Origin of the sequence: Mycobacterium sp. NPDC048908 (genome assembly GCF_043197955.1) — a bacterium.
Lineage (GTDB): Bacteria > Actinomycetota > Actinomycetes > Mycobacteriales > Mycobacteriaceae > Mycobacterium.
The window spans coordinates 25,509-45,840 of the sequence record NZ_JBICUE010000010.1 but is presented as its reverse complement, the minus strand read 5'-3'; the positions used below and the strand labels follow the sequence as shown (position 1 = coordinate 45,840).

The 20,332-nt window shown below is 65.5% G+C and carries 21 protein-coding genes and 1 pseudogene; 9 read left to right on the top strand and 13 right to left on the bottom strand.

What is annotated here, in order from left to right; genetic code table 11:
• Window positions 1-125: 125 nt before the first annotated feature.
• The 3 genes and pseudogenes from ACGFK1_RS23410 to ACGFK1_RS23400 all read right to left on the bottom strand — a co-directional run.
• Window positions 126-635, bottom strand: a pseudogene (locus ACGFK1_RS23410) (shikimate kinase); the annotation flags it as partial.
• Window positions 635-1,843, bottom strand: a complete 1,209-nt coding sequence (gene aroC / locus ACGFK1_RS23405) for a chorismate synthase (protein ID WP_393434887.1) — start codon at window positions 1,841-1,843, stop codon at window positions 635-637. The gene aroC and the pseudogene ACGFK1_RS23410, both read right to left, overlap by 1 nt.
• Window positions 1,844-1,880: 37 nt before the next feature.
• Window positions 1,881-2,261 carry a hypothetical protein gene (locus ACGFK1_RS23400; RefSeq protein WP_393434884.1) on the bottom strand — a complete coding sequence of 127 codons (381 nt, stop codon included), beginning with the start codon at window positions 2,259-2,261 and terminating at the stop codon, window positions 1,881-1,883.
• Between the two features lie 960 nt (window positions 2,262-3,221).
• Between ACGFK1_RS23400 and wecB the strand changes: the two genes are divergently transcribed.
• The 5 genes from wecB (at window position 3,222) to ACGFK1_RS23375 (ending at window position 8,320) form a co-directional block, all read left to right on the top strand.
• The gene (gene wecB / locus ACGFK1_RS23395) at window positions 3,222-4,484 is read left to right on the top strand and encodes a non-hydrolyzing UDP-N-acetylglucosamine 2-epimerase (RefSeq protein ID WP_393434881.1); all 1,263 of its coding nucleotides are present in this window, start codon (window positions 3,222-3,224) and stop codon (window positions 4,482-4,484) included.
• A 1,068-nt stretch (window positions 4,485-5,552) separates the two neighbouring features.
• Window positions 5,553-6,869 (top strand): SidA/IucD/PvdA family monooxygenase, encoded by a 1,317-nt coding sequence (locus ACGFK1_RS23390; RefSeq protein ID WP_393434878.1) that lies wholly within the window; start codon window positions 5,553-5,555, stop codon window positions 6,867-6,869.
• The gene (locus ACGFK1_RS23385; RefSeq protein ID WP_393434875.1) at window positions 6,866-7,618 is read left to right on the top strand and encodes a glycosyltransferase family 2 protein; all 753 of its coding nucleotides are present in this window, start codon (window positions 6,866-6,868) and stop codon (window positions 7,616-7,618) included. Before ACGFK1_RS23390 ends, ACGFK1_RS23385 begins: the two co-directional genes overlap by 4 nt.
• A 68-nt stretch (window positions 7,619-7,686) precedes the next feature.
• Window positions 7,687-8,004 carry a hypothetical protein gene (locus tag ACGFK1_RS23380; protein WP_393434873.1) on the top strand — a complete coding sequence of 106 codons (318 nt, stop codon included), beginning with the start codon at window positions 7,687-7,689 and terminating at the stop codon, window positions 8,002-8,004.
• Between the two features lie 103 nt (window positions 8,005-8,107).
• The gene (locus tag ACGFK1_RS23375) at window positions 8,108-8,320 is read left to right on the top strand and encodes a hypothetical protein (protein ID WP_393434870.1); all 213 of its coding nucleotides are present in this window, start codon (window positions 8,108-8,110) and stop codon (window positions 8,318-8,320) included.
• A 1-nt stretch (window position 8,321) separates the two neighbouring features.
• Here ACGFK1_RS23375 and ACGFK1_RS23370 read toward each other — a convergent pair whose 3' ends face one another.
• Window positions 8,322-8,753: an A24 family peptidase gene (locus tag ACGFK1_RS23370; protein WP_393434867.1), complete on the bottom strand. Its 432-nt coding sequence runs from the start codon at window positions 8,751-8,753 to the stop codon at window positions 8,322-8,324.
• A 23-nt stretch (window positions 8,754-8,776) separates the two neighbouring features.
• Here ACGFK1_RS23370 and ACGFK1_RS23365 point away from each other — a divergent pair, with 23 nt between their 5' ends.
• On the top strand, window positions 8,777-9,664 hold the full coding sequence (locus ACGFK1_RS23365) for a DMT family transporter (RefSeq protein ID WP_393434864.1): 888 nt from the start codon (window positions 8,777-8,779) through the stop codon (window positions 9,662-9,664).
• Here ACGFK1_RS23365 and ACGFK1_RS23360 read toward each other — a convergent pair.
• The 5 genes from ACGFK1_RS23360 to ACGFK1_RS23340 all read right to left on the bottom strand — a co-directional run bounded on the left by ACGFK1_RS23360 (window position 9,661) and on the right by ACGFK1_RS23340 (window position 15,441).
• Window positions 9,661-10,455: a shikimate dehydrogenase gene (locus tag ACGFK1_RS23360; RefSeq protein ID WP_393434861.1), complete on the bottom strand. Its 795-nt coding sequence runs from the start codon at window positions 10,453-10,455 to the stop codon at window positions 9,661-9,663. The two genes, ACGFK1_RS23365 and ACGFK1_RS23360, sit on opposite strands and share 4 nt — an antisense overlap.
• On the bottom strand, window positions 10,433-11,680 hold the full coding sequence (gene mltG / locus ACGFK1_RS23355) for an endolytic transglycosylase MltG (protein WP_393434858.1): 1,248 nt from the start codon (window positions 11,678-11,680) through the stop codon (window positions 10,433-10,435). The genes ACGFK1_RS23360 and mltG overlap by 23 nt, the downstream gene beginning before the upstream one ends.
• Entirely contained in the window at window positions 11,673-12,227 is a 555-nt protein-coding gene (gene ruvX, locus ACGFK1_RS23350) for a Holliday junction resolvase RuvX (RefSeq protein ID WP_393434855.1), read from the bottom strand. The genes mltG and ruvX overlap by 8 nt, the downstream gene beginning before the upstream one ends.
• 3 nt (window positions 12,228-12,230) lie before the next feature.
• Window positions 12,231-14,927 carry an alanine--tRNA ligase gene (gene alaS / locus ACGFK1_RS23345; RefSeq protein ID WP_393434852.1) on the bottom strand — a complete coding sequence of 899 codons (2,697 nt, stop codon included), beginning with the start codon at window positions 14,925-14,927 and terminating at the stop codon, window positions 12,231-12,233.
• Between the two features lie 124 nt (window positions 14,928-15,051).
• On the bottom strand, window positions 15,052-15,441 hold the full coding sequence (locus tag ACGFK1_RS23340) for a secondary thiamine-phosphate synthase enzyme YjbQ (RefSeq protein ID WP_393435276.1): 390 nt from the start codon (window positions 15,439-15,441) through the stop codon (window positions 15,052-15,054).
• 174 nt (window positions 15,442-15,615) lie between these two features.
• Between ACGFK1_RS23340 and ACGFK1_RS23335 the strand changes: the two genes are divergently transcribed.
• Both ACGFK1_RS23335 and ACGFK1_RS23330 read left to right on the top strand, forming a co-directional pair.
• Window positions 15,616-16,233 carry a hypothetical protein gene (locus ACGFK1_RS23335; protein ID WP_393434849.1) on the top strand — a complete coding sequence of 206 codons (618 nt, stop codon included), beginning with the start codon at window positions 15,616-15,618 and terminating at the stop codon, window positions 16,231-16,233.
• Window positions 16,234-16,324: 91 nt separating this feature from the next.
• Window positions 16,325-16,633, top strand: coding sequence for a GlsB/YeaQ/YmgE family stress response membrane protein (locus ACGFK1_RS23330; RefSeq protein WP_393434846.1), 309 nt, complete (start codon window positions 16,325-16,327; stop codon window positions 16,631-16,633).
• Between the two features lie 119 nt (window positions 16,634-16,752).
• Here ACGFK1_RS23330 and ACGFK1_RS23325 read toward each other — a convergent pair whose 3' ends face one another.
• The 3 genes from ACGFK1_RS23325 to ACGFK1_RS23315 form a co-directional block, all read right to left on the bottom strand.
• Window positions 16,753-17,226 carry an SRPBCC family protein gene (locus tag ACGFK1_RS23325; RefSeq protein WP_393434843.1) on the bottom strand — a complete coding sequence of 158 codons (474 nt, stop codon included), beginning with the start codon at window positions 17,224-17,226 and terminating at the stop codon, window positions 16,753-16,755.
• Window positions 17,223-17,534, bottom strand: a complete 312-nt coding sequence (locus ACGFK1_RS23320; protein ID WP_393435273.1) for an ArsR/SmtB family transcription factor — start codon at window positions 17,532-17,534, stop codon at window positions 17,223-17,225. Before ACGFK1_RS23320 ends, ACGFK1_RS23325 begins: the two co-directional genes overlap by 4 nt.
• Window positions 17,535-17,734: 200 nt before the next feature.
• A complete protein-coding gene (locus ACGFK1_RS23315) occupies window positions 17,735-19,063 on the bottom strand; it encodes a replication-associated recombination protein A (RefSeq protein WP_393434840.1) in 1,329 nt (442 codons plus the stop codon).
• Between the two features lie 43 nt (window positions 19,064-19,106).
• On the opposite strand from ACGFK1_RS23315, the gene ACGFK1_RS23310 reads away from it, so the two are divergent.
• On the top strand, window positions 19,107-19,499 hold the full coding sequence (locus ACGFK1_RS23310; protein WP_393434837.1) for a cupin domain-containing protein: 393 nt from the start codon (window positions 19,107-19,109) through the stop codon (window positions 19,497-19,499).
• On the opposite strand, the gene ACGFK1_RS23305 is transcribed toward ACGFK1_RS23310, so the two are convergent.
• The gene (locus ACGFK1_RS23305) at window positions 19,484-20,320 is read right to left on the bottom strand and encodes a DUF3097 domain-containing protein (protein ID WP_393434834.1); all 837 of its coding nucleotides are present in this window, start codon (window positions 20,318-20,320) and stop codon (window positions 19,484-19,486) included. The two genes, ACGFK1_RS23310 and ACGFK1_RS23305, sit on opposite strands and share 16 nt — an antisense overlap.
• Window positions 20,321-20,332: the final 12 nt, after the last annotated feature.

The following is a 20,332-nucleotide window of genomic DNA, read 5'->3' as shown; positions in this document are numbered from 1 at the left end:
CCCGGGCTTCGGGCGGCGACCGCCGCAGGCGTCGGAGGGGCCTCAGTGCTCGGTTTGGCAGCCAGCGACGACGGCCCACGCCGCCACGACGGCCTTCGCCTGCGGCGGCGCTGCTGGCGCGGCGCGGCGGGATTCTCGAGTCGATCCACAATGTGCCGCACCACCGCGCCCGGATTGCGTCGGTTCGTGTTTACCCGCATGGTGGCCACCTGCCGGTACAGCGGAACCCGTTCTGCCATCAGGGATTTGAACTTCTCGGCGCGATCCGGGCCCGCGAGCAACGGCCGCACGGTGCTGCCTCCAGTGCGGCGCACTCCCTCGGCCGCGCTGATCTCCAGATAAATCACGGTGTGTCCGGCCAGCGCATCACGCACCCCGGCGGTGGTGACGGCGCCACCGCCCAACGACAGCACCCCGTCATGAGTTTGCAGCGCCGACCTGATCACGTCTTCTTCGATCCGCCGGAACTCCTTCTCACCGTCGGTGGCGAAGATGTCGGCGATGGTGCGATCGGTGGCCTCCACGATCGCGGCGTCGGTGTCGAGCATCGACACCCCGAGCGCCTTGGCCAGTCGCCGCCCGATCGTCGACTTGCCCGATCCGGGCAACCCGACCAGCACTGCGCGCGGCGCCATCAGCCCGACGCCTGCGCGGGTTCGGTGGCCGGCTCCCGCGTTCGCACCGCGCGCAGGTAGCTGTCGATGTTGGCCCGCGTCTCGGCGAGCGAGTCACCGCCGAACTTCTCAAGCGTTGCCCGCGCCAGCACCAGGGCGACCATGGTTTCGACGACGACGCCGGCGGCGGGCACCGCGCACACATCGGAACGCTGATGAATCGCGACGGCTTCCTCGCCGGTGGCCATGTCGACGGTGGCCAGCGCGCGCGGCACGGTGGAGATCGGCTTCATCGCGGCGCGCACGCGCACCGGTTGTCCGTTGGTCATGCCGCCCTCAAGCCCACCGGCCCGGTTCGTCGACCGCATCACGCCGTCGGGCCCGGGGTGGATCTCATCGTGGGCGACGCTGCCGCGACGCCGCGCGGTCTCGAAACCGTCACCGATTTCGACGCCCTTGATCGCCTGGATGCCCATCACGGCCGCGGCCAACTGACTGTCCAGGCGGTTGTCGCCACTGGTGAAGGAGCCGAGGCCGACCGGGAGCCCGTGTGCGACCACCTCCACCACGCCGCCGAGCGTGTCGCCGTCTTTCTTGGCGGCCTCGATCTCGGCGATCATCAGCTTTTCGGTCTCTTCGTCGAACGCCCGGACCGGGCTGGCGTCGATGGCGGCCAGGTCCGACGCCAGCGGCGGCGGCCCGTCGTAGGGCTTGGATGCCCCGATGGAAACGACGTGCGACACCACCTCGACGCCGAGCACCTCGCGCAGGAACGCCTTCGCGATGGTGCCCGCGGCGACGCGGGCGGCGGTTTCGCGGGCACTGGCCCGTTCGAGCACCGGGCGGGCATCGTCGAAGCCGTACTTGAGCATGCCTGCGTAGTCGGCGTGGCCCGGTCGCGGACGGGTCAGCGGCGCGTTGCGCGCGACGTCGAGTTCGGCCGCGTCGACGGGGTCGGGTGCCATCACCGTCTCCCACTTGGGCCACTCCGTGTTGCCGATCTCGATGGCGATCGGACCGCCGAGCGTCACACCGTGCCGGACACCGGCAAGCATGGTGACCTGGTCCTGCTCGAACTTCATCCGCGCGCCGCGGCCGTAGCCGAGGCGGCGGCGCGCCAGTTGGGCAGCTATCTCGTCGCTGGTGACGCGGACGCCGGCGACCATGCCCTCGACCACGGCCACCAGCGCGCGACCGTGGGATTCACCAGCTGTAGTCCATCGCAACACGCGACCCATTTTCGCACGTCGGAGCGCAAGCCCCGAATCAGCCGATCGCCAGGCCCTTCAGAACCCGGCCGATCTCGGCCACCGCTTCCCGATGTGCGGCGTTCTGATCCTCTGCGCGGGCGACGATCATCGCGGTTTCGCAGAGCGCCCCATACAGGAAGTGGGCCAGTGGGCCGGGCTTGCGCGGCGCGATTCTGCCCGCCTCGGCGGCGACAATCAATTGGGCGCCGCCACTGGGCAGCAGCTCATCGCGTAGCTTGGGCCCTTCGATGACACCGCTGGTGGCCACGAATCGTCCGGCCACCAAGACGTGGGGAAATCGGTTGAGTCGGTCGCAATCGACGTGCACGTCGAACAAGTGCACCATGGGCAGCGCGGCGACGCGGGGCAGCGGGCCCTCCGGTGTCCCCGTGGTCATGCCGTCATCGCGCCCAACGCGGCTTGCAGTTGCATCGAGTCGACTGATACGTCTTTGCACGTCATCAGTCCGTCTGCGGACACGTCGACGATCGAAGAACGAGTCGAGTTGTTGACGAGAACTTTGGTTGGCCTTCCAGGCGCTCTGAGAAACAAACAGAGCCGCTACGCGTGCCCAGGCCGGCAATTGTGGATGGGCCGTATTCCCAGCTGGTGAAGTAGGGGACGAGCCGATCCGAGCACCTAGCCAACCTTGTCTGGTGACAAACCACAGCGGTCACAAATCATGCGCCGCTACCGTCACAGGCACAGTTTGCCGCGTGGATGACTGCTCCACGAGGACGAAGGAGCCTCGAAGAGCGACGCCGCATCCGAACGCCCCACGCATGTTGGGTTTAGCTACCGCCTAATCCCCCGGACATGGTTTCATGGCAACTATCATCGGCCGGTGCTGCCGGTACCGATCAAAGATGCAGATCGAGGTAGAAGCCCGAACTGCCGTCCCGATAGTCCATAAGTGGCGCGCTGCGATGCCAGTGACTTCGAGGTCTAGCGGGCCGTAGTTCCCAGACAAGCGAGTCGCGATAGACCGCTACGCGACTACCGGGCGACTCAGCCGGTAGTGCGATCGACATCACATATGAACCCGGCATACGTGGGGATTTGCGTGGCAGTGCGATAGCAAAGGGATCACAAACACTATTGACCACATCAGCAAACTAGTATAATCCTCCACGCAGGACTGAACAGCCATTGGGGGCTCTGATGGCGGGTAATGCGGAGACTGACCCTCTTAATAGTGGGAAGACTCCAGACCTAGCGCAATCCGCCATGTGTCTCGGACACACTTCACATCCTAGAAGTCGAACATGCTGAGGGGCGGGACCGCTGCAAACCATCCTGACTGTTATCGACGGAGTGTCGCCTCGCGGCAGGTATCTCACACCGATGCCAGGGTGCCGTGATCAAGACCCTTACCGTTGTTGGAACGCGGCCCGAGGCGATCAAGATGGCGCCGATCGTCACGGTTCTCTCGGCCTGTCCGACCTTTGAGTCGAAGATCTGCGTCACGGCGCAGCACCGGAGTCTGGTGGATGAGGTGCTCGATCTGTGGCGAATCGTGCCCGACTACGACCTCGACGTTATGCGCCACGCGCAAGCTCTTTCCGACGTCACAATTGCCGTCCTCGACGGCATCGGCCGGATTCTTGAGCAGGACCCGCCCGATGTTGTCCTTGTCCAGGGAGACACGACCACAGCGATGGCCGCTGCGCTTGCCGCCTTCTACCAACTCATTCCTGTAGCGCACGTCGAGGCCGGGCTGCGCACGTGGGACAGCGCCAACCCGTTTCCAGAGGAGGTGAACCGGCGGGTCATCGGCGCGATCGCCGCGCTGCATTTCGCGCCAACGCAGACGGCGGCGGCGAATCTCCTTCGAGAAGGCGTGGCCGGAAACACTGTACATATCACCGGCAATACCATTGTCGACGCGACACTGGAGATAACCCGGATGCTCTGTGGGCAGCCCGATCCCGTCGTCGAGGGCGTGCCGATTGGCGAGAAGCGAATCGTCCTTGTGACAGCACACCGACGCGAGAACCAACTGAAGGGAATGGAGGATATCTGTCGCGCCGTGCTTCGACTGCGACATCTCCACAACGACGTCCACTTCGTCGTACCCACACACCCAAACCCGGTCGTAAGCGAACTGTTCCACAGGCTGCTCGGAGGTCATAACGGAATCACGGTCACGCCAGCACTTTCATACCCCCAACTTCTGTGGACGCTGCGCCACAGCCATCTTGTGCTGACAGATTCAGGGGGCCTCCAGGAGGAAGCCTCCTTGTTCGAACGACCCGTGCTCGTGTTACGGCAGACGACTGAACGGATAGAGGGAATACATTCCGGCTTGGCGCGCCTCGTAGGGACCGACCCAGGCACGGTCGTCGCAGCGGCGAGCGAACTCCTGGCCAATCGTGGCGAATACCACGCTGGGTGTCGGGCGCCGAATTTGTACGGTGACGGACGGGCGGCCCGTCGGATTGTCGAACTTTTGAGGCAGCGATTTCTCGGCGGCCGTCCGTCTGAGCCGGAGTTCCGCGGGCAACTTCATATTCCGAAATTCGAACCGGTCGTTCCACAGTTGGATTCTCAGGAGCCCGACCCAAGGACACAGTTCTTCGACATGTCGGAGGTCTGGCCTCGGCAGAACGTTAGGCGCTGATGATCGTGTCCGTTCCGACGCTTACGTCGCCGCCTGGCCTTAATGAGCTCAAACGCCGTTTACGGTCCTGGCTGACGTGCTCCGCGGCGAACTCGGACGGGGCGTTTGTGGGGTGGATCGATAGGAAGACGGGTCGCCCGTCTTTCGAGTATCCCGAGATTACTGGCTATGCATTGACTTTTCTCGCCGGCCTCGACGATCTCACTGATGAGGAGCACGCTCTCGGTTGTCGAGCCGCTCGCTGGCTGCTCGAACGACTGGCATATGGCCGCACGGCACCCCATGAGCGGTATGGGGTGGGGCTCGAGTATTCCTTCGATCTCGCAATGATCTCGACTGGGCTGCAGCGATTCGGAGCTGTCATCAGCGATGACGAACTCGTTGCCACTGGCCGGGTCGTCGCAGGCCGACTTGCGGGCGAGGTAGCCGCACACGGTTGGCTTGAGCCGCTCACGCGAAGCTCGCGGAATACTGGGCGATCCGCGTGGTCGACGCGCGGGCACGCACACCTTCTTAAGGCAACGCAATGCCTTCTGCTCGCCGACAGGGGTGGCGTGGCTGGGTCCCGTGATGCCGCAGACGCAATCGTGACGCGCGGAGTCGCTGACCTCCAGGCAGACGGCCGCTTCCGAACGGATCCCGATGCCTCCACCACCATGGTTCACCCGCATCTGTACGCGGTAGAGGGCTTGTGGATCTATGCAAGGGGCACGGGCGACAGTGTGGCGGACGCCTGCGCCAGAAGCGCGATGGCATGGGCCTGGTCACAACAGACACAGAGCGGAGGGTTTCCACGGTGGGTGGCGGAGCGCCGCAGCGACAAAGAAAGCATCGCACCTGAGCAAGGCGACGTCACCGCCCAAGCCGTGCGCGCTGCCGCACTCATGGGCATTCGTGGTGCGAACGTAGGACAGGCGGTCTTGTGGTTGGGCCGGTCGGCGGTTCAGGTCAGCGAGGGGTGCGCCATCGCGTATCAGCCAACAACTCCGCCTGCTCACCTAAATGCATGGGCGACGATGTCTGCTCATCAAGCACTCGATGCACTTAGCGGACGGGAGCTGAAGTGGGATGAACTGGTCTGACGTCACATCCCTCATGACCCCGGGCCCCGGTTCTACCGCGATAGGCACGCTCATTGTGGGAGCAGGGCCTGCTGCGCTCAGCGTCTTGCACGAAGCATCGCTACATCCCGGTTCCGTCTTGAGACCCATATGCCTTATTGCCGATGCGCCTCTGCATAGACTTGGTGCCGGCAGACTTGCCGACTACTTCGTCACCTCCGACACTGCCGGCAGTGTGTTTCTCGAGGTGGCCGATGTCGATGGAACCGCTTTGTCGCCAGCCGGTCGCGTGACCGCTCAGAACCTGCTCAAGGCTTGCTCGACAAGCGATCCAGTGCCACGCCCTACAGCAGCAGAAGTCCTCGCGCTCGGTGCCGGACAGCTTGTCGATCGCCTGCTAACGGCGGACAACTGCGTCGTCATTTCCGGCTCAGTTTCGCGAGTTTGGCCAGCGAAGGGTGGGTTCTTGACACGAGTGGAGAGTGCAGACAAATCGCTTGAGTTGCACGCGCGCCATGTAGTTCTTGCAGTCGGTGGCCGCCCATGGACTCCGCCGCGGCTGGAAGCTCTCGTAGACAGCGCATCCACGCTGATCCACAGCGATGCACTGCTCCGCCGACAATCGCTGCCAAAGGACTTTGGACGTGTCACGATTGTCGGCGGCGCGCACAGCGCTTTTGCCACCGCCACCGACTTGCTCGCCAACGATCCCGATCATCGACTTCATGAGGGCGCGGTCCGATTAGTACACCGCGCGCCGGTACGGATGACATATTCCGACGTTGCCACCGCCGTCGCTGATGGTGCCGCTGTTAGCGAGCACGACGTATGTCTGATCAGCAAGCGGGTGCACCGCTTCGCCGGACTCCGCGGCGAATCCGCCCGCCTATGGCAGCGGGCACGCGATGGTCAAGAGCGGCGTGTGGAGTTGGTGTGCGCGCATAATTTCGAGACCACCGCTCGATATTGCCGCGGTGTGGATCTGGCGGTCGCAGCTACTGGGTACGTCAAAGCTGCCATCGATCTGCTCCCGGGCCTGTTCGAACTCGACGGAGACCAACGCGACCGCAAGCCGCACCCGCGCATCGATCGCTTTGGGAAGTTCATCCAGAGCACTGGACAGCCCGTCGACGGTCTGTACTGCGTAGGGCTTGGAGCCGGGCACCGTCGGGTCGCGGGGAGCGGCGGCGAGGCGTCGTTTGAAGGGTCTGTCGACGGTGTCTGGTACTACCAAAAGATCGTTGCGCCAGCGGTCATTGCGAGTATCACCAGTCCGCGAACAGCTGACTCCTACACTACGGCCGGAATGCAGACGCGGTCATGAGCCGTACCAGGGCTCGCTACCCAGCCGCAAGATCGAGCGGGAGCGCCACTGACTGGTTACTGGGCGAGACTGTAAGCGTCGTCATCCCGGCCCTGAATGAATCTGCCAACCTCAAGCATGTTCTACCGCGCATCCCGAATTGGGTGCACCAGGTCATCCTCGTCGACGACGGATCAACGGACGGGACTCCTCACGTTGCCCGCCAGCTGATGCCGGGCATCCAAGTAGTCGCGAATTGGCGGCCACGCGGCAAAGGCAACGCGCTTCGGACTGGGTTCGATCATGCAGATGGATCGCTCATCGTACAGATCGACGCCGATGGCAGCGAGGCGCCGGAGGAGATCATTCGCTTTGTTGCCGCACTGCTGAGCGGTGCCGAGGTTGCCAAGGGCTCCCGCTTCCTAACAGGTGGCGGTACGTCGGACATGACCTTGATGCGCAAGTTGGGAAACACAGGCTTTCTTCGCCTTTGCGGCTTACTCTATGGCGTTCGGTGGACCGACTTCTGTCACGGCTACATCGGCTTCCGTGCCAGCGCCCTACGCCGCCTCGAGCTAGACGCATCGGGCTTCGACATTGAGGCCCAAATCGTACTGCGCGCGGCGGACCGTGGATTGGCCATCTGCGAGGTTCCGTGCTTCGAGCATGCGCGCGTGGCGGGAAAGGGCCATCTGAGGACGTTTCCCGACGGTTGGCGCGTGCTAAAGAGAATCGCTCAAGAGAAGTATGGGGCAGGGCACCGTCGTTAAGCCACGCATACGGATCTACGGTCGACCGCGGAACTCGAGAGGGCTGCCAGCTGGAGGAGACCCGTGTGATGGGACTCGCCGACTCGCTGATAGCCCGTATCGTCAAACAGCGTGACCTGATCGCCGCCATGGACGAGCACTGCCGGTCCATGGCGGCTCGTGTCACCAGTCGTGACGAGAACGTCAGCGTCGAAGTCGATGGCTATGGATCGATGACGGGGTTGTGGCTCGGGCTCAACGCCCCCACGCTCGGAACCGAAAGACTGTCAAAACTCGTCGTCGAGACCGCCCACCCGGCCACCATCGTGGTGGCGGACCGGCAGGAATTTCTTTCCGCGGAGTTCAACCCACGCATAGCCGAGCTACGAGCACCGCTAACACGTTAAGACGGTAACACTTTCGAACGTCAGGAGTCATAACGTTGCCAACTAAGCACGCCAGCCTCACCCGAGCAGACCCAGCGGCAGGGATACGGTCAGGCATTCGCGGATGCGCGAGCCACATCTCGGGCCCAGCGCGGCCAACGCCGTTGTCAGCAACGCGATTTCGCGGACCTCGATTATTCGGATTCACGCCCAACTGCACGACCCTGTGCCGGCCCCCGGTCCGACCGGGTTGTCGAGCTTCGGTCACGCCCGTGCAGGCGCGGACCAACCGCATCGCGAGGTCGGCGAGTCGGCGCAGCCGTCGTCGCAGGCGTAGCTCAGAACACCGCCGGCGCCGCGGCACAAACCGCGGCTATACACATCGACGGCCCGTGCGGCATGGGTTTTGTGGAATGGCGCAGCAGCATGATGACGGCCCACCCAGCGGTCAACAAGGGTGCGCCCAGAGCCGCTAGTAGCCAGACATCACGACCGAAAGTTGCTGTCAATCCGCCGATACCAATCGCCAGCTTCGCGTCTCCGGCTCCCATCGCTGTAGGTGCGACGATGTGCACGACGGCGTACAACGCGAACAAGGCGACCGCACCGAGCGTTGCAGGGATACCGCGGCCATGCACCGCCGCCGCCGCGAGGACCACCACCGCACCGGGCAGCGTCAGCCAGTTGGGAAGCCGCCGAGTGCGCACGTCATAAACGCTGAGCGCCGTCAGCCACACCACCACGCCGATACCGGTTATCCCCGCCCCCATGCATCGAGGCTAACGTCGGTTCGGTGCATCGAGCGTCACCAATTGGCCCGGCTCTGCTGGTCGTGGTGGCGGCGATCAGCCAGGAGGTCGGCGCCGCGTTCGCGGTGGGGTTGTTCACGGCACTCGGCGCCATCGGGGCCGTATTCGTCCGGTTCTTCGTCGCGGGCCTCGTGCTGTGCGTTGCGGTCCGGCCACGACTGCGCGGCCTCGCCGGCCGGGCCTGGCTGTCCGCGGCCGCGCTCGCCGCCACGTTGACGGTGATGAACGTGTGCTTCTACAACGCACTGACCCGCATCCCGCTCGGGATCGCGGTGACCGTGGAAGCCCTTGGACCGTTGGCGCTTTCAGTAATCGTCAGCCGGCGCGCCACCGCCTGGTTGTGGGCCCTGCTGGCGCTGCTCGGCGTCGCGCTGCTGAGTCTGACCGGCGTCCGGATCGGTCGCCTCGACCCCGTGGGACTCGGGTTCGCGGCGGCCGCAGGCGCGAGCTGGGCTGGCTACATCCTGGCGTCGGCCCGCGCAGGTTCGGACTTTCCGAAGCTTGACGGGCTCGCCCTGGCCACTGCGATCGGCGCCGTGGTCACGTTGCCGTTCGCCGCGGTGGCGGTTGACGTCGATGACGCGCTGCACTGGCAGGTGTTGGGACTAGGGGCGATCGTCGGGCTGATGTCCTCGGTGATCCCCTACTCGCTCGAGCTGGTCTCGCTGCGCCGCCTGCCCGCCGAGACGTTCGCGATCCTGACCTGTCTGTCGCCGGTCGTGGCGGCGATCGCGGGCTGGCTGGTCCTGGGGCAGCACCTGGCGGTCACCGGCTACGTGGCGATCGTGCTTGTCACCGTCGCCAGTATCGCAGCAGTCCATACGGCGCGGGATCGATTGGCGCACAGCGAAACTCGCTTGATCGCCGGCTAGTCGCCCAGCGCCACCCTCATCGCTTCGACGGGCGCGGGCAGGCCGGTGAACTGTTCGACCTGCGCGAACGCCTGATGCAGCAGCATCTGCAGTCCGCCGACGACCCGGCCTCCGGTGGACTGGACCGCCGCCGCCAACGGGGTCGGCCACGGGTCGTAAATGGCGTCGAGCAGCAGTGGTGTAATGACGGTGTCCGCATATTCGGCGCCCACGTCGGCAGGGATGGTGCTGACGACGACGTCCGCGGACACGCTGTGCCCGAGCGCCACCCAGCGAATGTCGACGCCGAACTTCGAGCCGAGCTCCACCAGCGGGACGGCCTTGTCCCTGCTGCGCGCCACCACCGAAATGTCCCGCACACCAAGCTCGTAAAGGGCCACAACCACAGCGGGTGCCGTGCCGCCCGAGCCCAACACCGCGGCCCTGCCGCTCACCGGCCCGAGGGCCCCCTTCACCCCGTCGACATCAGTGTTGTCGGCTCGCCACCCCGAGGCCGTCCGCACCAGCGTGTTGGCCGAGCCCACGAGTTCCGCTCGCGCAGTCCGTTCGTCGGCGAACCGCAATGCCGCGAACTTCCCGGGCATCGTCACGGAGACACCCACCCATTCCGGTCCGAAACCAGCCACCAGACCGGGCAATTGGTCGGCAGTGCACTCGATGCGGTCATAAGTCCAGCCGTCGAGTCCCAACGCGCGGTAGGCGGCTCGGTGGAGTTGTGGCGACCGGGAGTGAGCAATCGGCGACCCGAGGACCGCGGCTTTGCGCGGGCTATCGAGCGGAGTCGAGGACACCGTTGCGTCTGGCCAGTTCGATGTTCGCGAGATGCTGCTCGTAATCGCGGGTGAACAGAGTCGTGCCCTGCATGTCGACGGTGACGAAGTACAGCCAGTCCCCCGGTGCGGGTTGCTCCGCCGCCGCCAGTGCCGGCTGGCCCGGTGAGCAGATCGGAGTGGCGGGAAGGCCGGGCCGCACATAGGTATTCCAGTCGGTGTGCTGTGCGCGGTCTGCGTCGGTGGTGGCGACCTCGATGCGGTCCAACGGGTAGTTCACCGACGAGTCGAATTCGAGCGTCCGGTTTTCCTGCAACCGGTTGTAGATCACCCTCGCCACCTTCACGAAGTCGTCCGGCTTGGATTCGCGCTGCACCAACGAGCCGACCGTGAGGATCTGATACGGCGACATGTTCATCGCCTTCGCCGTGTCGAGCAGGCCGCCCTGCGCATACTGCGTCGCGCTGGCTCCGATCAGCGTGGCCAGGATGTCCTGCGCCGACCCCGACGGATCGATGTTCCAGGTGCCGGGCGCGATCAGCCCCTCCAGCCGCCGGTGGTCGTTGCCCATCCCGGTGACCGCGTTGATCGCCCACTCAGGCACCGAAAGCGACGACGGCGCAACGTTTCCGGCCGCCTTCTTCAGGTCATCCGTCGCGACGCAATGCCGGTCGCCGTCGAGGTTCACACACGTCGCCCGCGAAATGAGGCTGAAGATGCCGTCGGTGACCGCGTTGGTCTTCACGTCCTGTACGTCGTCGAGCTGGCGTCCTTCGGGTATCACGAGCTTGCCGACGCGGTTTTGCGGATCGGAGAGTCGGGCAACAGCGTTGGATGCCGGTATCTCGGTGCGCACCTTGTAGAAACCAGGTTGGATGGCCGAGATCGCCGAGTTGCCCTGCGCCGCGGCCACGAACGCCTTGACCGTCGCCACCACCTTGTGGCTTTCCAGGGTCTTGCCGATCGCGGTGGTGGAGTCGCCGTCACGAATCTGGATGACCACATCGTTGACGCCGTCGCCGGTGTAGTCGTTGCCGCCGCCGAACAGCGAATGCCACATCTTCGATCCCAAGAACACCGCGCCGACGACGACCACGATCAGCAGCGCAAGCGCGAACCCGGTGGCGAACCGCCGCTTGCGCTTACTGCGGGCTTGTCGGATCCGGTCTGAGCGCGACACTCGGCGCCGTGGCGGTCCCACCGCCACGGGTTCGGCCCGGTCACGACCCCAGTGGTTGTCAGTCATCCCCGGCCTCTCCGTGCGCGGCACCGAGTTCACTCGCTCTTTGCGTGCGCGATGCAGCGCGCCGTTGGTCCAGCCAATTCTGCAAGATTCCTACCGCCGCAGCCTGGTCGATCATCGCCCGCTGCCCCCTGACCCGGATGCCCGCATCACGCAGAGAGCGTTGCGCCGCAACGGTTGTCAGTCGTTCGTCGGACAACCGCACCGGGGTCGGCGCGATGCGCCGGGCAAGCTCGTCGGCCAACTCGATGGCGTCCCTCGCCGAGGAGCCGGCGCGGTCGGCAAGGGTGCGCGGTAGTCCCACCACCACCTCTACCGCCTCCAACTCGTTGGCCAACTGCGCGAGTCGACGCAGGTGTTTGCTCGTCCTGCTTCTCTTGTCCCGCTCCACCGTCTCGACCGGGGTCGCGAGAATCCCGTCAGGATCGCTCACGGCCACCCCGATGCGAACGGTACCCACGTCGATACCGAGTCGGCGCCCTCGCCCAGGATCCGCCGGTCGGAGGTCTGCCCCTGGCCGATCCGGTAAGCGGTGGTCGGTATCGGCCACGGGTTAGCTCCGGCCTATTTCGGCGCGCAGCGCGGCCAATGCCGCGTCGATGCCCGCCGCCCCCTTACCGGAACCCTGTGCCAGATCGGCCTTGCCGCCCCCGCGGCCGTTGACCGCCGCACTCAACTGCTTGATCAACTGGTTGGCCGCCAGCCCGAGGTCCTGCGCGGCGGGGTTGGCCGCCACCACGAACGGCACCGTGTCGTTTTCGCCCTCGGCGATCAAAGCGACGACGGCAGGGTCGCCGCCGAGCTTGCCTTTGATGTCGCCGACGAGCGTGCGCAGATCCGCCGCCGACATTCCGCCGGCCATCCGCTGCGCCACGACACGCACCTTACCGATTTGCTCGGCGCCCGCGGCGGCATTCGCTGCGGCCGCGCGCGCGTTGGCCAACCGCATCTTGTCGAGTTCCTTCTCGGCGACGCGCAAGCGCTCAACGAGGTTGGCCACGCGCGCGGGAACTTCCTCCGACGGAACCTTCAGCGTCGACGCGAGACCGGCCATCAGGGCGCGTTCCTTCGCGAGATGGCGGAACGAGTCCAAACCCACGTAGGCCTCGACGCGGCGCACACCCGAGCCGACCGATGACTCGCCGAGGATCGTCACAGGACCGATCTGGGCCGAACTCCCGACGTGCGTACCGCCGCAGAGTTCAAGCGAGAACGGCCCGCCGATCTCGACGACCCGGACCTCGTCCGGGTAGTTCTCCCCGAACAAAGCCATCGCGCCCATCGCTTTGGCCTTGTCCAGTTCGGTGGTGAAACTGTGCACCTCGTAGTCGGCCTCGACCGCCTCGTTGGTCACTTCCTCGATCTGGCTGCGCTGGTCATCGCTCAAGGCGCCCTGCCAGTTGAAGTCGAACCGCAGATACCCCGGCCGATTCAGCGAGCCTGCTTGAACGGCGTTGGGGCCCAATACTTGCCGCAGCGCGGCATGCACCATGTGCGTGCCCGAATGGCCCTGCGTAGCGCCGTGCCGCCACCGCGGGTCGACGCTGGCGATGACGGTGTCACCCTCGACGAACTCACCCGATTCGACGTTGACGCGATGAGCCCACAGGGTTTTGGCGATCTTCTGCACGTCGGACACCGCAGCCTTGGCTGCCCCGGAGGCGCCCGATCCGCTGATGCTGCCCTCGTCGGCGATCTGGCCGCCGGACTCCGCATAAAACGGCGTGCGGTCGAGAATGAGTTCGACCCGCTCCTGGACACCCTCTCGTCCGGTATGGGTGACGACGGGCACGCGCTTGCCGTCGACGAAGATCCCGAGAATTCGTGCCTCGGAGGTCAACTCGTCGAAGCCGGTGAACTCCGTCGGGCCCGCGTCGACCAGCTCCCGGTATTCGGACAGGTCGGCATGTGCCTGCTTACGTGCCGCCGCGTCAGCCTTGGCGCGCTGCCGTTGTTCGGCCATCAGCGCACGGAAGCCGTCCTCGTCAACGGACAGGTCGGCTTCGGCGGCCATCTCCAGAGTCAGCTCGATCGGGAAGCCGTAGGTGTCGTGCAGTGTGAAGGCATCGCGGCCGGACAACTTGTCGGATCCCGAAGCCTTCGTCGCACGCGCAGCCTCGTCGAACAACCGCGAACCGGAGGAGAGCGTGCGGTTGAACGCGGTTTCCTCCGCGACCGCGATGCGCTGAATCCGGTCGAAGTCGGCGACGAGTTCGGGATACGACGGGCCCATCGCCTCGCGCACCGTAGCCATCAGCTCACCCATGATCGGATCGTCGACACCGAGCAGTTTGGCCGCCCGGATGATGCGGCGCAGCAGCCGTCGCAGCACGTAGCCGCGGCCCTCGTTGCCGGGGCTGACGCCATCGCCGATCAGGATCGCGGCGGTGCGACTGTGGTCGGCGATGATCCGGTAGCGCACGTCATCGTCGTGGTTGCCGACGTCGTAGCCGCGCGGCGCACGCGCGGCGACGGTGTCGATCACGGGACGCAGCAGGTCGGTCTCGTAGACGTTGTGCACGCCCTGGAGCAGGAACGCCACCCGTTCGACGCCCATGCCTGTGTCGATGTTCTTGCGCGGCAGCGGGCCGAGGATCTCGAAATCGTCCTTGCCGGTGCCTTCCCCGCGCTCGTTCTGCATGAACACGAGATTCCAGATCTCGATGTAGCGGTCCTCGTTCGCGACCGGCCCGCCCTCGACGCCGAATTCCGGGCCACGGTCGTAGTAGATCTCCGACGACGGACCGCACGGCCCGGGAATGCCCATCGACCAGTAGTTGTCGGCCATGCCGCGCCGCTGGATGCGCTCGGCAGGCAGCCCCGCGACCTCCTGCCACAGTCCGACGGCCTCGTCGTCATCCAAATACACGGTCGCCCAAAGTCTTTCGGGATCGAACCCGTAACCACCCTCTGCGATCGGATTGGTCAGCAGCGTCCAAGCCAACTCGATGGCCCGGCGCTTGAAGTAATCGCCGAACGAGAAGTTCCCCGCCATCTGGAAGAAGGTGTTGTGCCGGGTGGTGATGCCCACCTCGTCGATGTCCGGCGTCCGGATGCACTTCTGGATGCTGGTCGCCGTGTGGTACGGCGGGGTGCGCTGCCCCAAGAAGTAAGGCACGAACTGCACCATGCCCGCGTTGACGAACAGCAGGTTGGGGTCGTCGAGGATCACCGAGGCGCTGGGCACCTCGGTGTGGCCCGCCTTCACGAAGTGATCGAGGAAGCGCTTCCTGATCTCGTGTGTTTGCACGTTCCTACTGCCCCATCTTTTCAAGAGTCCCGATGTCACCTGCGACTATTCGACCGCACTACAGTACCGGTCGCCGCTGTCCCACAGACAAGCCAACGAACCGGCCTCGCGACAAGTGCCAGATCTACCCGCCGACGAAGGTCAACCGCACCTGACGCTGCCGATTGTCCCTGTTCAAGTCGACCAGTACGACGCTTTGCCAGGTGCCGAGCAGCGGTTCGCCATCTTGCACGGGAACGGTGATCGACGGCGCGACGAGTGCCGGCAGCACGTGATCAGCGCCGTGCCCCGGCGACCCGTGTCGATGACGGTAGCGGTCGTCGCGCGGCAACAGTTGTTCCAAAATGTCGACGAGATCGTCATCGGAGCCTGCGCCGGTCTCGATGATCGCCACGCCCGCCGTCGCGTGCGGCACGAAGACGTTGCACAGTCCCTCGCCGCGGCCGCCGCAGAACGTGCGGACCGCGTCGGTGAGGTCGACGATCGGTCGGCGTGCGGTGTCGACATCGAGCACCTCAGACTTCCCCGTGGTCACAAAACCCAGCCTACGGATCATCCTTTTGCAACCCGAAACGTTCCCGTTTTACTGCCCCGGTAGCCATTGAAACCCCAGCTCAACGGGAGGATTCTGAGATCGGTCCGGTGGCGTCATCGGGGCGCCGCCCCAACCGTCGATCGGGGGTGGATCGTGCACGCACGCACTACCAATATTCAGGCGCAGACGACATGCATCGATGCCGGAATCGCGCATGTGCGCGACGAAGTGATGCCGGCACTTGCCGCGATGGACGGATACGTCGGGCTGTCGCTGTTGGTCGATCGTGAGTCTGGTCGCTGCATTGCGACCAGTGCATGGCGGACCGAAGACGCCGAGAGCGCCAGCGCCGCGCAGATCGGGCCGGTTCGTGATCGGGCGGCCAAGGTTTTCGGGGGCACCGCGACAGCCGAGGCCTGGGAGATCGCGGTGCTGCACCGCGACCATCACTCGGCCAACGGCGCGTGCGCACGCGTCACCTGGATCAAGGTGCCGCCCGACCAGACCCACCGCGCGATGGAGTTCTACCGCACAGATGTGTTGCCGTCGCTGGAGGACCTGGAGGGTTTCTGCAGCGCCAGCTTCCTGATGAACCGCTCCGGGCGCGCCGTGTCGACGGCGACGTTCGACAGCAGGCAGGCCATGGAGCGCAACCGTGAGCAGGCGCGGGAACTGCGGAACACCCGAACCAGGGAACTGGGGGCCGACATCATCGACCTTTGCGAGTTCGAGCTCGCAATCGCCCACCTTCGGGTGCCCGAGATGGCCTGACCTGCCTGCCAAGCCTGCAGATTGACGCGCGCGTTTATTCGACGAACGACAGGGGTACCAAAGCTGCACCCATTACAGCTTTGGAGGAGCAATGACCATTACAGGTGTTATCACCGCGATTTTGATCGGCATCGTGGTCGGTGTGCTCGGCCGTCTGCTGGTTCCCGGCAAGCAGCCGATCGGCATGTTGGTGACGATCCTGGTCGGGATCGTGTCGGCGTTCATCGGTACCGCTATCGCTCGTGCGCTCGGCCTTCCCACCGCCACCTCGGGCATCGACTGGCTCGAACTCCTGTGCCAGGTGATCGTCGCGGCAATCGGCGTCGCACTCGTGTCGGCGTTGATGGGCCGTAGGCGCACTGGCCTCATGGGCGGCAGGCGTTCCGGTCTGATGCGCTAGCCGCACCCCCGGCGATCCCGGCTGGCCCCCACCGGCCGGGATCGTCTTTGTGCGGATAACGTCCTGCTGCTCCGTCTCGTTGAGCGGCCGCGCCTCAACCGGTCAGGCCGAGGCAATGTTCAGAGCGACGCCAGGAGTTCGTCGAGCTTTTCGTAGCCCTCGGTCATCCCGCCCTCCATCCCCGACGACAGCAGGCCGTCGCGCGCCTCGACAGTCGGGCAGATCGACCGGCCGCGCAATCTGCTGCGACCGCCGCCGAGATCCTCGAACCACATGAATTCGATGTTCACCAAGTCCGGCGCGCCCTCGAATTCGAAGGTCTGGATGATGAATTCGTTGTCCCGCACCTTGTGGAACACCCCGTTGAACCCGAACTCACCGCGGTCGGCCTTGTGTACGTAGCGGTAGCCGCCGCCGGTCTTGAACTCCCAGTGGTCGATCGTCATCTCGAGATCACGCGGTCCAAGCCACTGCTTGACCAGGTCCGGGTCGGCGTGTGCACGAAACAACGCCTGCACGTCAGCGTTGAAGTCGCGGGTGAACTCCATCGCCAATGTGTCGACCGGAGCGTTGAGGGTGAGCGGGTTGGTCACTTGTCTTGTCCTTTCTCGTCAGTCATTCGAGCCAGCAGGTCGTCCAGCCGGCGGTAGTTCCGTTCGGCGTCGAGTCGATATCGGTCGATCCAGGCGGTCATCCGCTCCAGCGCGGCGGCGTCGAGGTGCACCGGCCGTCGTTGCGCGTCGCGTGACCTGGTGACCAGGCCCGCCTGTTCGAGCACCTGAATGTGTTTGGACACCGCCTGTTTCGTGATGTCGAACGGCGCGGCCAACTCGTTGACCGTGGCCGGTCCACGGGATAGCCGGGCCACGATCGCGCGGCGCACCGGGTCGGCCAACGCCATGAAGGCGCGATCAAGCCAGCCCTCTGCATGGCCATCACTCCCCAATTATCAACCTTATGTTTGATCAATGCGTTGGTTGACTACCAACGTTAGACGGGGTTGCGGCCGGCGTCAAGAGTCCCGATTCGTCGAAATGCACGTTTTGTAGAGGAAGTGTGAGTACCGCCGTACAAAACGTGCATTTCGCGGCGCCGGGTGACCTAACGTTTCTTGCGGATGATGGCGCGCAGCTTGTCGAGACGGGTGGCGATTTCACGTTCGGCGCCGTGATTGGTGGGCCGGTAGTAGTCGACGCCGACGATCTCATCGGGCGGATACTGTTGCGGCACAACGCCATCCGGATCGTCATGGCTGTACTTGTAGCCGATGGCGTTGCCGAGTTTGGCCGCGCCCGAGTAGTGCCCGTCGCGAAGGTGAGCTGGCACGAGACCGGCCTTGCCGTTGCGAATGTCGCTCATCGCCGCGCCAAGCGCCGTCGTCACCGCGTTGGACTTCGGCGCGGTGGCGAGGTGCACGGTGGCGTGAGCCAGCGTCAGCTGCGCCTCCGGCATGCCGATCAGCTGCACCGTCTGCGCCGCGGCGACGGCGGTCTGCAGCGCCGTCGGATCGGCCATGCCGATGTCCTCGCTGGCCAGGATCATCAGCCTGCGGGCCACGAACCGAGGGTCCTCCCCCGCGACCAGCATGCGCGCCAGGTAGTGCAGGGCGGCGTCGACGTCGGAGCCGCGCACCGACTTGATGAACGCGCTGATCACGTCGTAGTGCTGGTCGCCGTCGCGGTCGTAGCGGACGGCGGCCTTGTCCAACGACTGTTCGATGGTGGCGACCGTCACCTTCTCCCCCGCTTCGGCGGCCACCTCGAGCGCGGTCAGCGCGCGCCGCGCATCGCCTGCCGAGAGCTGCACCAATAGCTCGACGGCGTCGTCGGTGACGTCGACCTGACCGCCGAGGCCGCGCGGATCGTCGATGGCCCTGCGCACCACCGTCCGCACGGCATCGCTGTCCAGCGGCTGCAACTGCAGGATCAACGACCGCGACAGCAGCGGCGCGACGACCGAGAACGACGGGTTCTCGGTCGTGGCCGCGACCAACAGAACCACCCGGTTCTCGACGGCCGAGAGCAGCGCGTCCTGCTGGGTCTTGGAGAACCGGTGCACCTCGTCGATGAACAACACGGTCTGCTCGCCGTGGGCGGCAGCGCGCCGCGCGATGTCTATGACGGCGCGGACTTCTTTGACGCCCGCTGACAACGCCGACAGCGCCTCGAACCTGCGGCCGGTCGCCTGCGAAATGAGGGACGCCAGCGTGGTCTTGCCCGTGCCGGGCGGGCCGTACAGGATGACCGAAGCCGCCCCCGAGCCCTCGACCATCCGGCGCAGCGGCGAGTTCGGCTTGAGCAGGTGGTCCTGGCCGACCACCTCGTCGAGGCTGGCCGGCCGCATCTTCACCGCCAGGGGCGCGGACGCGCCGACGGGCCCGCCCGCACTCGCGCTCGCCTCGCCTGGGACGTCAAACAGACCGTCGGACACTGTTCAGGAATACCACGGCAACCGGACATACGATCGGCCCGTGATGACCAAGCCCGTCAATCTGGCCGAAGCGCTCGAGTCCTTCGACGCGATCTACAGCCCGCGGATCGTCGCCAGCGTCAACGACTACGACGTCAGGATCGCCCACGCCAAGGGCGACCATTTATGGCATGTCCACGAGGACACCGACGAATTCTTCCTCGTCTTGGACGGCGAGTTCCACGTTGCCGTGCGGGACACCGAGGGCAACGAGACAACCGTGGTGCTGCAGCGGGGCGACACCTACGTCGTGCCCAAAGGAACCGAGCACAAGCCGTCGTCTCCTGGCGCCTCGATCCTGATGTTCGAGCCGCGCGGCACCTCGTCGACCGGCGATCGGCACGAGGGCGAAATTCCTGAGCACGTCGAGAGCACGACGGGTCACGCGCTCGGCTGAGCGGTCACGAAATCGATCAGCTCCTCGACGCGGCCGATCAGCGCGGGCTCGAGGTCGTTCCAGTCCCGCACCCTGCCGCGGATCCGCTGCCACGCCCGCGCGATGTCGGCCTGCTGGCTGTGCGGCCAGCCCAACGCCCCGCACACACCGTGCTTCCAGTCGGTCCCCCGCGGCACCACCGGCCAGGTCGAGATGCCGAGCCGCGCCGGTTTGACGGCCTGCCAGATGTCGATGAACGGATGACCGACCACCAGCGTGTGTGCGCCGCCGGGACCGCGACGGACCGCCTCCGCAATGCGGGCCTCTTTTGAGCCTGCCACCAGGTGGTCGACGAGAACGCCGAGCCGACGGCCCGGGCCGGGCCGGAACTCCTCGACGATGCCGGCGAGATCGTCGACGCCGCCCAGGTATTCGACGACCACGCCTTCAACGCGCAAGTCGTCGCCCCAGACCTGCTCGACCAGTTCGGCGTCGTGGCGGCCCTCGACGTAGATCCGGCTGGCCAGCGCCACCCTGGCCTTCGCCTTGACGGCAACGGACCCCGAGGCGGTGCGGGCGGGCATGTTCGGCGCCGCGCGCTTCGGCGGGGTGAGGATCACCGGCCTGCCGTCGATGAGGTAACCGGGCCCGATCGGGAACGGCTTGCGCCGCCCGTTGCGGTCCTCCAGTTCCATCCGGCCGTACTCGATGCGTACGACGGCGCCCACATAACCGGTCTGGGCGTCCTCGACGACCATGCCGATCTCCACCGGTTGTTCGGTCGAGCGGGGCTTGCGGTGCGGATTGTTGGCGAGCACGTCGGCGCCATAGCGATCAGCCACCGAGCGATCGTA